Genomic DNA, 13,229 nt, shown 5'->3' on the forward strand with positions numbered 1-13,229 from the left:
GGGTGTTACTTGTTCTGGGGGAAGCCCAATTCGAGTCCGCCGTGGCTGGGATCGAGCCAGCGGCTGGTGACGGCCTTGCCCCGGGTGAAGAAGTGGACGCTGTCGGTGCCGTGTGCATGCGAATCGCCGAACAACGAATTCTTCCAACCGCCGAAGCTGTAGTACGCCATGGGAACCGGGATCGGCACGTTGATGCCGACCATGCCGACCTCGACCTCGTTGTGGAAGCGCCGGGCCGCGCCGCCGTCATTGGTGAAGATCGCGGTGCCGTTGCCGTAGGGGTTCGCGTTGATCAGCGCCAGCGCGTCGTCGTAGGTGTCGACCCGGACCACCGACAGGACGGGACCGAAGATCTCGTCGGTATAGACGCTCATATCGGTGCCGACGTGATCGAGAATCGTCGGCCCGAGCCAGAACCCGTTCGCCGCGCCGTCGGCTTCGATGTCACGGCCGTCGAGAACCACGGTGGCTCCGGCGGATTCGCCCGCTTCGATGTACGCGGCGACGCGGTCGCGGTGCTCGCGGGTCACCAATGGACCCATGTCGGTGTCGCGGGTGCCGTCGCCGGTCTTGATCGTCGCGGCCCGTTCAGCGATCTTGGCGACCAGTTCGTCGCCGACGGAGCCGACCGCGAGCACCACGCTGATCGCCATACAACGCTCGCCCGCGGAGCCGAAACCGGCGTTGACGGCGGCATCAGCGGTCAGGTCCAGATCCGCGTCCGGCAGCACGAGCATGTGATTCTTCGCGCCGCCGAGAGCCTGCACCCGCTTGCCATTCGCAGTGCCGCGCTGGTAGACGTATTTCGCGATCGGGGTCGAGCCGACGAATGAGACGGCCTTGATGCCCGGGTTGTCGAGCAACTCGTCGACGGCGACCTTGTCGCCCTGTACCACATTGAAAACGCCTGCGGGCAGGCCCGCTTCGTGCCACAGCTCGGCCATCCACAGCGACGCGGACGGATCCTTCTCGCTCGGCTTGAGCACTACGGTGTTGCCCGCGGCGATCGCGACCGGGAAGAACCACATCGGCACCATCGCCGGGAAATTGAACGGCGAAATGACGGCCACCGGACCCAGCGGCTGGCGGATCGAGAAGATATCCACCTTTGTCGACGCGTTCTCGGTGTATCCGCCCTTGATCAGATGTGGTATGCCACAGGCGAATTCGACGATCTCCAGACCTCGGGTCACCTCGCCGAGCGCATCGGAGAGCACCTTACCGTGCTCGGCGGTGATCAGCTTGGCCAGTTCCTCTTTGCGTTCGTTGAGCAGCTCGCGGAAGCGGAACAGCACCTGGGTACGCCGGGCCAGCGACGCGTCGCGCCACGCGGGGAAAGCCGCGGTCGCGGAATCGATCGCCGCCCGCACGTCCGCGCCGCTCGCCAGCGCTACCTGCCCGGTCACCACACCGGTCGCGGGATTGGTCACCGGCGCGGTCGCGGCACTCGTTCCTGCGAAGCCCTTGCCGTCGACCCAATGCGCGATTATTTGCATATCTCCTCGATTCGATCCGTGAGCGTCGGTGTGTAGCTGTCTGCGGGCGTCGGCGTCATCGGCGTGGATTTCGGCCGTCTTCCCGGCGCGCGCCGGGATCCAGAGTGCGCGTGGGTTGTCGTTTCCACCCGTGCTTTGCCGGATCCCGGCGTGCGTCGGATTGACGTTGTCGAGTCTCACTCTGCCGCATCACGCGGCATCCGTGAGCCGACAATCTGTACGCGATTTGCGTTTTCGTATTACGATTCGTCGGTGTTGCTGACTGTCGCGGACGTCCTGGCCATGCCGGTGGTGCGTGCGGGGGAGCCGCAGGTCGTCGGTGGGGGATCGCTGGATCGTCCGGTGCGGTGGGTGCATGTCAGCGATCTGCCGGACGTCGCCGAGCTCTTGGTCGGCGGCGAGCTGATTCTGACCACCGGACCGGCGTTGAGCGGGAGCGACGCGGCTACGGTCGACTATCTGTCGGCGCTGGCGGGAGCGGGCGTGTCCGGTCTGGTCGTCGAGCTCGGCGACGCCGTGCCGGTATTGGCTCCGGTCGTCGCGACCACCGCCGATACGCTCGGACTGTCGGTGATCGCTCTACACCGGATTACCAGGTTCGTCGAGATCACCGAGGCGGTGCATCGGGTGATCGTGGCCGATCAATATGCCGAACTGGAGTTCGCGAGGACGGTGCACGAGACCTTCACCGAACTCAGCGTCCGGCGGGCCGCGCTCGCGGAGATCGTCAAGACTGCCGCGCGCATGCTCGACTGCTCGGTGGTACTCGAAGACCTTTCCCATCGGGTGCTCGCACTGACCGCGCGGCACACGACCACCTCGGCGATTCTGGAGAACTGGGAGACCACCTCGCGCATGCTGCCCGCAGGCTGGGATGTGGTGGCGGTCGGTCCGCACACCCAGCGGTGGGGCAGGCTGATCCTGCGCTCCAGCCGGGTGCCGACCCCACGGGCGCGCATGGTGCTCGAGCGTGCCGCCCAAACTCTGACGCTGCATCGGATGATCGACAAGGACCGCTTCGGCCTGCACCGGCAGGCGCAGACCGGGCTCATCGACGACCTGGTCAACGGCAGGGTGCTCGACGAGCGTGACGCGCAGGCCAGGGCCACGGCGCTGGGTCTGCTTGCGCGCCGGGCGAATTACGTACCGCTGGCGATGGAGGTCGCCGCGCTGGACGAAACCGATCAGGTCGCCAGGCAGCGCCGTAGCGTTGGCGTGCTCGACGCGGTGACGCACGGCCTCGGGTTGGCGAAAACCACCGCGCTGACCGCGGCTGATCATGGCGTTCGGGTGAGCATGATCCTCGCGGTCCCGCGCGCCGCCGACCTCGACGATGTGCTGTGTGGGGTCTGTCTGGCGATCACCGCGGAGGTGCGCCGCGTCGACGGTGTGCAGCAGGTGGTCATCGGTGTCGGCGCGGAATCGGCATCGCTGCTGGACACTGCGCGCGAACTGGCTCACGCAATGCATGTCGCCGAGGTTGCGCTATCGCTGGAAACGTCCACGCCGCGACCGTTCTATCGCGGTGGGGATGTGCGGTTGCGCGGCCTGCTCTCGCTCATCCGCAACGAGCCCGGCGTACAGAGCTTTGCCGAAACCGAGCTGAGTGCGCTGCTGCGCTACGACATTCGACATGCGGCCGAGCTGACCCGCACGCTGCGGCAGTTCCTCGATGTGGCGGGCAACAAAACCGAGCTCGCGCGCCGGCTCAATATCAGCAGGCCGACGCTATACGACCGGCTGGCGCGCATCGAGCGCATTCTCGACGTCGATCTCGAGGACGGCGAGTCCCGTACCTCGCTGCACACCGCTCTGCTCATTCGAGATCTGACCGCGAACGCGGACAAGCCATAAGCCGACGCCGCTGTCGCCGGCCACTTGAAGTGTGACGAACATCACATAGTTCGGCGATGGCTCCATGGGTCGCGAGACATTTTCCTCGATCTCACCGAGCAATCTGTGAGTCATCGGGCCCTGGAGAACCATGTCGCACCCGCTCCGCCTTCGGGCCTGGAAGTGCGCTGTCCTCGCTGGAGCGGTCTTGTGGAAGTCCTGGCATCGGCGGACCATCGAAGCTACAGCTATCACCGGGTCGGGAGTCTCATCATCGTCACTTAGCTAAGGAAACGTTGAAATGACCACGAAGATTGCTTCGACGCTCGCCGCGCTCGCCATCACCTTGTTCCTCGGCACAGCGGCAGCTCCCGCTGCCTCTGCGGAACCGGTAGCACCGGCACCCACGCCGGCATTGGGTTCGGTGGCCTTCTGCTTCACCATCCCGCTGGGCGTCTTCGCCTTCAGCATCTGCATCTGACACCTGCCGAGCAGGCCGAGTCGCGGTTCGGCGAGCAGGTGTTTACCTGCTGCGACCCTTCCCTGCCGCAGGTCGGAGAGCCCGGGAGGCAAGGCCGGGCTCTCGGTAGTCAGTCGTCGATCAGCAGGTCGAGGATCTTCTTCTCATAGGAGTCGATCGCCGACAACACGATCGGCAGGTCGTGGTAATCGCGCCTGGCCTCGTCGAGGAAACTGCGCAGGTCCACGCTGTCGTGCTGGCCACCGTAGTCTGTCGGGTACCGCTGAGCGGTGTGTGCCGGCGAGGCCCAGACGAGGCCACGGCCGGCAAGGAGGTCGTTGATGGCGCGCAGCTTCCCGGCCTGTACGGACAATTCCGACGAATGGTCTCGATAGATCTCCACCCCGGTGGCCGCATCCGGGAAGACGTTCTCGAATCGGTCGGCAGTGGCGGTGGCGGTCACGGCATCCCAGATCGGCTGGGCGATCAGTGCCAGCAGGATCGGCGATCCGTCGAAGATCGCGGCTGCGGCCGGTTCGTCCTCGATGTCGAGGCAGTTGCGTTCGAAGCACCAGAGCAGTTCGTCGATTTCGGTAGGCGGAGATTCGCGGTCGAATTCCGTCGCGTCGGCGTCGAGGACGAGCCTGCCGTCGTTCAGGCGGTCCAGGAAGTACCGCAGCAGCACGTCGGTGCCGAGGTCTTCGATCACTCCGTCGACCGCTCCCGATCGGTCGTAGTTGCCCGCAATCCCCAGTGAAATCGGATGGTACGCATCGCCATTGCGGTAGATCAGCACCGCTGTCGCACCGATGCCGTCCAGGCCGATGCCCGTGACCATGCACCGGCAGTCGTAGAAACCCATCGCGGCAGCCTATGTCCAGTGCGCGGCAAGTGGAGCCGGCGCAATGCCCAGGGGATGGAAGCCTGCGCAACACTGCCGTCGGGTCGGCGAGTCCGCGCGGTCCGCAGCTCAGGTGATGATCAAAAGCTCTGTAGGGGAGGCAATTTCGGTCTTCAGGCCCGACTTGGTCGCGATACGGGCGACGGCGCGGATGTCGGTGGGGTCGGCACGGGTGAGGACCAGGGCCCTGGCGAGCAGACCTTTGTGGTGCTTGTTGAAATGGCTCACCACGGTCCGGGTGCCGTCGGGGTGTTCGGTGAGGACGTTGGCGGTGATCGCGCCGGGGACGCGCCCCAACTGCTGGTAGGTGCCCGAGCGGAGATCGATGACCAACTCACCCGCGGCCTCGGTGTGCAGCGCGTCGGGGAGCGCATCGCGCCACATCGCCGAAAGGGTGGGCAGGCCAGGGAGTTTGGAGCCACCGGAAAGGCGGTAGGCGGGGATCGCGTCGGTGGCGCGGACGGCGCCGAACAAGGCGGAGCCGATGGCGAGCCTGGCGTCGGCCTTGGCCCGCTGCGCCTTGGTGAAGGTGCGAGTGTCGAGAGCGTCGTAGAGGACGCCGGTGTAGCGCTCCAGCGCAGGGCGGGTCGGGGAGGTACGCAGGCTCGCATTGCGGGCGATCTCGACATCGGCCCCCTTACCGAGACCGAGGACCGCACGGGCGCCGTCGGGGTCGGCCGCCAACTCGAGCACCTCGTCGATGAGGCGGTCGCGTACCGGGGTGAGCTGCGGCATCGCCAACGACGTCAGATCGAGGGGCGCGTCGCAACCACCGTCGGCCTTGGTTTCGGAGGGAGGCAGCAGCACCAGCACGAGCGGATACGGTACCGCCGTGTCCGATCGGGGTTCGGAGGCGGTAGCCGGGGTAACCACACAGAGCCCCCGATCAGGCCGAATTAGACCAATGCCTTGCAGGCATCGCTCGGCCAGCGACTACCCTGTCGTTCCGTGATCACCCGCCTCTCCCGCCTGTTCCTGCGTACCCTGCGCGACGATCCCGCCGACGCCGAGGTGCCCAGCCACAAACTTCTCGTCCGCGCCGGATACGTGCGCCGCGTCGCCCCGGGTGTGTACTCGTGGCTGCCGCTGGGCCTGCGGGTGCTGCGCCGGGTCGAGAACGTCGTGCGGGAAGAGATGGACGCTATCGGCGCCCAGGAGATCTCGCTGCCCGCACTCTTGCCGCGCGAGCCGTACGAGACCACCAACCGGTGGACCGAATACGGTCCCGGTCTGTTCCGGCTGCAGGACCGCAAGGGGGCCGACTATCTGCTCGGCCCTACGCACGAGGAGCTGTTCGCGCTCACCGTGAAGGGTGAATACAACTCGTACAAGGATCTTCCGGTCACGCTGTATCAGATCCAGACCAAGTACCGCGACGAAGAACGTCCCCGCGCGGGCATCCTGCGTGGGCGTGAGTTCGTCATGAAGGACTCCTACTCCTTCGACCTGGACGAGGACGGACTGAAGCGCAGCTACCAGGCACACCGCGATGCCTATCGCCGGATCTTCGAGCGACTTCGCGTCGACTACGTCATCGTCGCCGCGACCTCGGGTGCGATGGGCGGCAGCGCGTCGGAGGAGTTCTTGGCCGAGAGCCCGGTCGGTGAGGACACCTACGTGCGCTGCGTCGAGTCCGGGTACGCGGCCAATGTAGAGGCCGTGGTCACGCCCGCGCCTGCGGCGATTCCGCTCGAAGGGCTGCGCGCGGCCGTTGTGCACGACACCCCCGATACCCCGACCATCGCGACGCTGGTCGATTGGGCCAATGCGGCAGGCATCGCGGACAGCTATGGCCGTCCGGTCACCGCGGCCGACACCCTGAAGAACATCATGGTGAAGCTGCGCCATCCGGACGGTAAGACCGAAATCGTCGGCATCGGCATCCCCGGCGACCGTGAGGTCGACGACAAGCGCCTCGGCGCGGCTGTCGAACCCGCCGAGGTGGAATTGCTCACCGAGGCCGATTTCGCCGCCAATGATTTCCTCGTCAAGGGATACATCGGACCGAAAGCGTTGCTGGACAACGGTGTTCGCTACCTAGTCGACCCACGAGTGGTGACCGGCACCGCATGGATCACCGGCGCCGACGCGCCGGGCAAGCATGTGGTCGGCCTGGTCGCCGGTCGGGACTTCACTCCGGACGGCACCATCGAGGCCGCCGAGGTGCGCGACGGCGACCCCTCACCCGACGGCGCGGGCCCGCTGGTATCGGCGCGCGGCATCGAGATCGGACACATCTTCCAGCTCGGCACCAAGTACACCGATGCGTTCGACGTCGATGTGCTCGGCGAGAACGGCAAGCCGGTCCGGCTCACCATGGGCTCTTACGGTGTCGGCGTGTCCAGGATGGTGGCCGTCATCGCGGAGCAGCAGCACGACGACAAGGGTCTGCGCTGGCCGCGCGAGGTCGCTCCATTCGACGTGCACGTGGTGATCGCGAACAAGGACGAGTCCGCTCGCGACGGCGGCGAACAAGTTGCCGCACAGCTGGATGCGGCGGGCCTCGAGGTCGTCCTCGACGATCGCAAGGCCTCGCCCGGTGTGAAATTCAAGGATTCCGAGCTGATCGGCGTGCCGCTGATCGTGGTCGTGGGCCGTGGCTGGGCCGAGGGCAAGGTCGAGATCCGCGACCGATTCACCGGCGAATCCATCGAGGTACCAGCGGATTCGGTGGTGGATTCGGTGCTCGCGCAGGTCCGCGGCTGACGGTGGCTCGGCCCGTCACCTCGAGTGACGGTTGTTGATGAGGCGCCACTGCGCACGAGGGCCCCATCCAGTGGGCTACCCAGCCCTCGACAAACCGGACCGGGAAGTGGAAAGCCCCGGTCGACTGGTGCACGCCGGTGCGACAACAGCCCAGTTGACCGGGGCTTCCTCATGTCTGCCACCAGGCCCACCTCTCCCGAGCGGCGTGGGAATAAGCCTCGGCTTCCTCGAACGGACGTGCCGCGGACTTTGTCGACGGCACCAACAGTCGAGATGTATCCCGGTGACCGGCGGTCGTGACGTGTCGGACGTAGTGGACCCAGCGCGGAAAGCGCTTCTGACCTACGGTTCCGTAGGGACGATTCGCCGAGTCGACTATGGCGGACCCCCTCCGGGCTGCCATTACTCGCTGGTAAGTTAACCGACATGACGAGCACCGACGCGTTGTTGTTCAACCCCGCCACCTACGACCCGCAGCAGTTCGACGCCGAGACGCGGCGACTGTTGAAGGCCACCATCGAGTGGTTCGAATCCCGGGGCAAGCGACAGCTGCTCGCCGATGACGCGGACGCGGTGTGGGTGTCGGAGTTCCTCGAGTTCGCCAAGAAGGAGAAGCTGTTCGCCACCTTCCTGACCCCGGCCGCCTATGCCGACGGCGACACGAACCGGCGCTGGGACGCGGCCCGCAATGCGGCGCTCTCGGAGATCTTCGGGTTTTATGGTCTCGCGTACTGGTACGCCGAGCAGGTCACCATCCTCGGCCTCGGCCCGATCTGGCAGAGCGACAACGAGGCCGCCAAGAAGCGGGCCGCCGCCGACCTCGCCGACGGCCAGGTGATGGCATTCGGTCTGTCCGAGCGTGACCACGGCGCCGATATCTACAACACCGACCTGGTGCTGACGCCGACCGAACCCGGCAGTGCCGACGCCGAAGCGGGAATCCTGTTCCGCGCCAACGGCATCAAGTACTACATCGGCAACGGTAACGTCGCCAGCATGGTGTCGGTGTTCTCGCGCCGCGCCGACATCGAGGGCGCCGATGGCTATGTGTGGTTCGCCGCCGACAGCCGCCACGACGACTACGAGCTGATCGACAACGTCATCCACGGCCAGCTCTATGTCAGCACCTTCGCGCTGCACAACTACCCGGTGACCGCCGAGGACATCCTCTCCACCGGCCCCGAAGCCTTCTCCGCGGCGCTGAACACTGTCAACGTCGGCAAGTTCAACCTCTGCCACGGCAGTATCGGCATGGTCGAGCATTCGTTCTACGAGGCGATCACCCACTCGAACAACCGCATCCTCTACGGCAATCCGGTCACCGACTTCCCGCACGTTCGGACCAACTTCGTCGATGCCTACGCCCGCATCACCGCGATGAAGCTGTTCAGCGACCGGGCCGTCGACTACTTCCGCACCGCCGGCCTCGAAGACCGCCGCTACCTGCTGTTCAATCCGATGACGAAGTCCAAGGTGACCTCCGAGGGCGAGACAGTCATGACGTTGCTGCTGGATGTGCTCGCCGCCAAGGGTTTCGAGAAGAACACTTACTTCGCCCAGGTCGCCCGCTACATCGGCACCCTGCCTCGGCTCGAGGGCACCGTGCACGTCAATGTCGGCCAGATCCTGAAGTTCATGCCGAACTACCTGTTCAACCCTAAGGACTACCCGGAGGTCGGCACCCGCCTCGACGCGGCCGACGACGAGTTCTTCTTCCGGCAGGGCCCGGCCCGCGGTGCGGGCAAGGTGCAGTTCGCCGACTGGACCCCTGTCTACGACAAGCACACCGATGTCGCGAACGTGGCCCGCTTCTACGAGCAGGCCCAGGCCCTGCGCACCCTGCTGACCACGGCCGCCCCCGACGCAGGCCAGCAGAAGGACCTGGACTTCATGCTGACTATCGGCCACCTGTTCTCCCTGGTGGTCTACGGCCAGCTGATCCTGGAGCAGGCCGCGATCACCGGCCTCGACCGTGACGTGCTCGACCAGATCTTCGACTTCCAGATCCGCGACTTCAACACCTACGCCACCACTCTCTACGGCAAGCCCACCGCTACTGCCGCACAGCAGGCGTGGGCCGTCGGCGCGCTGCGTACCCCGCTCGCCGACCGCGAGCGTTTCGATCGTGTTTGGAACCAGGTCGCCGCCTACGACGGCGCGTACACCATGCGCCCGTAGTCACCGCAACTCGACGGGATCGGCCGGCTTCGGAGGGGTCGGCCGATCCCGTTTCTGCCCCGTGCGGCGAACCGCGGCCTCCCCGGGAATCGCGCTACTTGCCAGTGCCCACACAAGTCGGATCCCCGAAAGCGCGCGGCAATTGTCCGACGCTTCGGGCGGCAGCGGTCGGCGCAGATCCTAGGTGTCGGAATCCGCTGTGGACCGGCCGGCAGGTGTCAAGCCATGCCTGGAAAGGCGACCGTCGGGGGGTTGGCGCCGAGGATCGCTTGCCAAGCAGCTTGGCGCATAGCCGATTCGGTGAGCGCTTCGATGCCCAGCCTGCGGACGGGTTCGGTGTCTGCGCGTTCGACCACGCAGCGCCAGGCGGTCGCGCAGTCGGTCTCCACGGTGACAGCGAGGTTGGCCGCCGGGATCGGGTCGTCGACCGGGAACGGGACCGTGTAGGCGGCGTCCGAGGGTGGTGCGGTGCCCGCCGCGGTGAGGGCCTCGACAGTGCTGTCGCGGCGAGCTCGGTGCGCGGCGGTGTACTGGGTGACGAGCCGGTCGCGTTCGGTGGAGGCGTAGGCGTCGATCACGCCGTAGGCGTATACCGCCGCGTATTCGGCGTTCAACGCATCGATCAAGGCAAGGCGCTCGGCGTCGGTCATGCCAGCAGTACTCCGGCCTGGGTCGCGCAGGCCGCGCTGATGGAGGCCACCAGCCCGGCCCGATAACCCGATAGGGTGCGTGCGAGATCGGCGGCGGACTGCTGGGACGCGGTGAGACGATCGCGCAACTGATCGATCGTCGGAGGTGCGCCGGGAGGTACGTCCGTACCCGACGCCGACGCCGACGATCCGGTGCCCGCCGGGGTGTCCATCGAACGGGTGCGATGGGTGGGGGTGGTGCCGTCGCCGAAGACCCCGATCACGCGGTCGATCTCGGCCCGCAAGGCATCGGCGTGCGCGGTGCGTTCGCTCGCGATCGTGGTCAGCGCGGCGTGCCGCTGCGGCGTCAGCGCGATCGCCGCGGTCGCGGCTGCGGCGTCGGCGCGGGCCAGGACCTCTTGTGCGGCAAGCGGATCCGGCTCGTAGATCGTGTCGTCGGCGCAACCGACTGCGGCGCCGAGCGTCAGTGCGCCGATCGTGCCGCCACCAGCGATACGCAACGCGGTGCGCCGGTCGACCGTCACGCGGTGGCCGACCGGTAGGCGGTGCGCGTAACCATGCCGGTCGACGGCGAGGCCGGAGGTACACCCGGCGCGCGGCGGGGCGGGATGGCGGATGGGCACGGCACCATCGTGCCAGATTCGTGCGGTGCCACCGACCACCTGTCGACCGGCCTGTTCACCCGAGACCGGCCGCCGCACGCACACGAAACTTGCCTCAGGCCGCTGGTCCTTTACACTCTCGTGGCGCGTTACGCTAGACCTTCGGTAGAGAATTTTCCCGCCACGTCACAACTGAACCAGGAGCCGCCCCACATGCCGATGCCGACCGAGGAAAGGCTGAGCCAGCTGGTTGCTGGACTCGTAGAACGCCGAGGATTCGACCTCGAGGGCGTCGAGATTTCGACGGCCGGCAAGCACGCGGAAGCGCAGGCTCGGGTGAAGGTGATCGTCGACAGCGACGACGCTGCGGATCTGGACACCATCGCGGAACTCAGCAGGGAACTGTCCGAGCACCTCGACGAGGCAGGCGATTTCGGCGAGACGGAGTATCTGCTGGAAGTCACCACACCCGGCATAGATCGCCCGCTCACCGTCGACCGGCACTGGCGTCGCGCCCGTGGGCGTAAAGTGCGGATCTCGCTACGACCCGGGATACCCGCCCCCGATTCCGGTGGATCGGACAAGTTCGAAGCCCGGGTCGGTGCGCTCACCGACGGCACGGTGGCATTGGTGCTCGGCGGCAAACGCAACCCACATCGGGTCAGCGTCGCGCTCGCCGACATCGCCGAAGCCGTAGTCCAGGTCGAGTTCTCGCCGCCCGGTGCGCGTGAGCTCGAGCTTGCGGGTGGAGTCGTCCCCGGCCGTCCGCGGCCGGGGCAGGAAGAAGAAGTTCTAGGAACGACCGATGCATTGTCCGAATCAATAACAGCGTCCGATTCGCCGACCGAAGGGATCGTGGAATGAACATCGAAATCGAAGCCCTGCGCGCGATTGTCGCCGACAAGGGGATCTCGATCGAGACCGTGATCTCCGCGATCGAGTCGGCATTGCTTACTGCCTACCGGCACACCGAGGGCCACCAGCCCAACGCGCGCATCGACATCAACCAGAAGACCGGCGTCGTGCGGGTGATGGCCATGGAGGTCGACGCCGACGGCAACATGATTTCCGAATGGGACGACACCCCAGAGGGATTCGGCCGGATTGCCGCGACCACCGCACGCCAGGTGGTGTTGCAGCGACTGCGAGATGCGGAGAACGAGAAGTCCTTCGGCGAGTTCGCCACCCATGAGGGCGACATCGTCGGCGGCGTCGTGCAGCGCGACGCGCGCGCCAACGCCCGCGGCACCATCGTGGTGCGTATCGGCAGCGAGATGCACGGGACCGAGGGCTTGATCCCGCCCGCCGAGCAGGTGCCCGGCGAAACCTACGAGCACGGCGACCGGATCAAGTGCTACGTCGTCGGCGTCTCGCGCGGCCCACGCGGCCCACAGATCACGCTGTCGCGGACGCATCCGAATCTGGTGCGCAGGCTGTTCGCGCTCGAGGTTCCCGAGATCGCCGATGGTTCGGTGGAGATCGTCGCGGTCGCTCGCGAGGCCGGGCACCGCTCCAAGATCGCGGTGCGCACCACCGTGCCGGGAGTCAACGCCAAGGGCGCCTGTATCGGCCCGATGGGGCAGCGGGTGCGCAACGTGATGAGCGAGCTGGCGGGCGAGAAGATCGACATTATCGATTACGCGGACGATCCGGCGACTTTCGTCGGCAATGCGCTCTCGCCGTCCAAAGTGGTGTCGGTCACCATTGTCGATGCGGAGGCGCGCGCTGCGCGGGTCGTGGTGCCGGACTTCCAGCTCTCGCTGGCGATCGGCAAGGAAGGGCAGAACGCCCGCTTGGCCGCCCGCTTGACCGGCTGGCGCATCGATATCCGCAGCGACGCGGCCCCTGACATGGGCGGCAGTGTGCGAACGGAAGCGCATCGAAGTTGACCGACACCGCTCCCGGTGAGCCGCGTATGGGCCCGACACCGGATGCTCCGGATGACATGTTGGTAACTTCCGCGGGGGCGGGGTTCGGTGATCCGGCCGGGGCAGCGGTAGAGTGGTCTCAGGTTCAACGCGAGCCTTCGGTTTCTTTGCCCGAACGCACCAGCCTGCAGCCAGCGACGCCCCAGCGTCCGGCAGCTCCGGTGCGGACTTGCATCGGATGCCGGAAGCGCGAGTTGGCCGTCGACCTGTTGCGGATCGTGGCGCGGGAATGTGAGACCGGCACAACTGGTTCTCATGCTTTTGCGATCGTTCCCGATCCACAGCGCAGACTTCCCGGACGGGGTGCCTGGTTGCACCCCGTTTCGGTTTGTTTGACCGCAGCAGAGCGACGCCGAGCATTCGGCAGAGCACTACGAGTGTCCGGACATCTGGATATCTCAGCCCTGGAGAAGTACCTCGAGAACAGGCACGAGCACTCATGAGCACACCGTGAAGCACCAACGATGAACGTCCA

12 protein-coding genes are annotated in these 13,229 nt (G+C 66.3%); 7 read left to right on the forward strand and 5 right to left on the reverse strand.

Going from position 1 to position 13,229, the window contains the following annotated elements; translation table 11 throughout:
- Positions 1 to 5 precede the first annotated feature (5 nt).
- Positions 6 to 1,496: a CoA-acylating methylmalonate-semialdehyde dehydrogenase gene (locus tag AB0M74_RS18205; protein ID WP_366527406.1), complete on the reverse strand. Its 1,491-nt coding sequence runs from the start codon at positions 1,494 to 1,496 to the stop codon at positions 6 to 8.
- Between the two features lie 252 nt (positions 1,497 to 1,748).
- Between AB0M74_RS18205 and AB0M74_RS18210 the strand changes: the two genes are divergently transcribed.
- Both AB0M74_RS18210 and AB0M74_RS18215 read left to right on the forward strand, forming a co-directional pair.
- A complete protein-coding gene (locus AB0M74_RS18210) occupies positions 1,749 to 3,350 on the forward strand; it encodes a PucR family transcriptional regulator (protein ID WP_366527407.1) in 1,602 nt (533 codons plus the stop codon).
- 280 nt (positions 3,351 to 3,630) lie between these two features.
- Entirely contained in the window at positions 3,631 to 3,810 is a 180-nt protein-coding gene (locus tag AB0M74_RS18215; RefSeq protein WP_366527408.1) for a hypothetical protein, read from the forward strand.
- A 109-nt stretch (positions 3,811 to 3,919) separates the two neighbouring features.
- Here AB0M74_RS18215 and AB0M74_RS18220 read toward each other — a convergent pair whose 3' ends face one another.
- Positions 3,920 to 4,651, reverse strand: a complete 732-nt coding sequence (locus tag AB0M74_RS18220) for a hypothetical protein (protein WP_366527409.1) — start codon at positions 4,649 to 4,651, stop codon at positions 3,920 to 3,922.
- A 108-nt stretch (positions 4,652 to 4,759) separates the two neighbouring features.
- The gene (gene yaaA / locus AB0M74_RS18225) at positions 4,760 to 5,503 is read right to left on the reverse strand and encodes a peroxide stress protein YaaA (RefSeq protein ID WP_366527410.1); all 744 of its coding nucleotides are present in this window, start codon (positions 5,501 to 5,503) and stop codon (positions 4,760 to 4,762) included.
- A gap of 135 nt (positions 5,504 to 5,638) precedes the next feature.
- On the opposite strand from yaaA, the gene AB0M74_RS18230 reads away from it, so the two are divergent.
- Positions 5,639 to 7,396 carry a proline--tRNA ligase gene (locus AB0M74_RS18230; RefSeq protein ID WP_366527411.1) on the forward strand — a complete coding sequence of 586 codons (1,758 nt, stop codon included), beginning with the start codon at positions 5,639 to 5,641 and terminating at the stop codon, positions 7,394 to 7,396.
- Positions 7,397 to 7,822: 426 nt separating this feature from the next.
- Entirely contained in the window at positions 7,823 to 9,574 is a 1,752-nt protein-coding gene (locus AB0M74_RS18235) for an acyl-CoA dehydrogenase family protein (protein WP_366527412.1), read from the forward strand.
- A 218-nt stretch (positions 9,575 to 9,792) separates the two neighbouring features.
- On the opposite strand, the gene AB0M74_RS18240 is transcribed toward AB0M74_RS18235, so the two are convergent.
- Positions 9,793 to 10,224 carry a ferritin-like domain-containing protein gene (locus tag AB0M74_RS18240; RefSeq protein ID WP_366527413.1) on the reverse strand — a complete coding sequence of 144 codons (432 nt, stop codon included), beginning with the start codon at positions 10,222 to 10,224 and terminating at the stop codon, positions 9,793 to 9,795.
- Positions 10,221 to 10,847, reverse strand: a complete 627-nt coding sequence (locus AB0M74_RS18245) for a hypothetical protein (protein WP_366527414.1) — start codon at positions 10,845 to 10,847, stop codon at positions 10,221 to 10,223. Before AB0M74_RS18245 ends, AB0M74_RS18240 begins: the two co-directional genes overlap by 4 nt.
- 192 nt (positions 10,848 to 11,039) lie before the next feature.
- On the opposite strand from AB0M74_RS18245, the gene rimP reads away from it, so the two are divergent.
- The 3 genes from rimP to AB0M74_RS18260 all read left to right on the forward strand — a co-directional run bounded on the left by rimP (position 11,040) and on the right by AB0M74_RS18260 (position 13,197).
- On the forward strand, positions 11,040 to 11,690 hold the full coding sequence (rimP, locus tag AB0M74_RS18250) for a ribosome maturation factor RimP (RefSeq protein WP_366527415.1): 651 nt from the start codon (positions 11,040 to 11,042) through the stop codon (positions 11,688 to 11,690).
- Positions 11,687 to 12,715 (forward strand): transcription termination factor NusA, encoded by a 1,029-nt coding sequence (gene nusA, locus AB0M74_RS18255; protein WP_366527416.1) that lies wholly within the window; start codon positions 11,687 to 11,689, stop codon positions 12,713 to 12,715. The genes rimP and nusA overlap by 4 nt, the downstream gene beginning before the upstream one ends.
- 164 nt (positions 12,716 to 12,879) lie before the next feature.
- Complete coding sequence (locus AB0M74_RS18260; RefSeq protein WP_366527447.1) at positions 12,880 to 13,197, forward strand: YlxR family protein; 318 nt, start codon at positions 12,880 to 12,882, stop codon at positions 13,195 to 13,197.
- The last annotated feature ends 32 nt before the right edge of the window (positions 13,198 to 13,229 follow it).

Source organism: Nocardia sp. NPDC051463 (assembly GCF_040681975.1).
GTDB lineage: Bacteria > Actinomycetota > Actinomycetes > Mycobacteriales > Mycobacteriaceae > Nocardia.

Bases quoted from the DNA above. Each gene is read 5' to 3' on its own strand.
- AB0M74_RS18205 (WP_366527406.1), bottom strand. From the start codon at position 1,496: ATGCAAATAATCGCGCATTGGGTCGACGGCAAGGGCTTCGCAGGAACG.
- AB0M74_RS18215 (WP_366527408.1), top strand. From the start codon at position 3,631: ATGACCACGAAGATTGCTTCGACGCTCGCCGCGCTCGCCATCACCTTG.
- AB0M74_RS18220 (WP_366527409.1), bottom strand. From the start codon at position 4,651: ATGGGTTTCTACGACTGCCGGTGCATGGTCACGGGCATCGGCCTGGAC.
- AB0M74_RS18235 (WP_366527412.1), top strand. From the start codon at position 7,823: ATGACGAGCACCGACGCGTTGTTGTTCAACCCCGCCACCTACGACCCG.
- AB0M74_RS18240 (WP_366527413.1), bottom strand. From the start codon at position 10,224: ATGACCGACGCCGAGCGCCTTGCCTTGATCGATGCGTTGAACGCCGAA.
- rimP (WP_366527415.1), top strand. From the start codon at position 11,040: ATGCCGATGCCGACCGAGGAAAGGCTGAGCCAGCTGGTTGCTGGACTC.
- nusA (WP_366527416.1), top strand. From the start codon at position 11,687: ATGAACATCGAAATCGAAGCCCTGCGCGCGATTGTCGCCGACAAGGGG.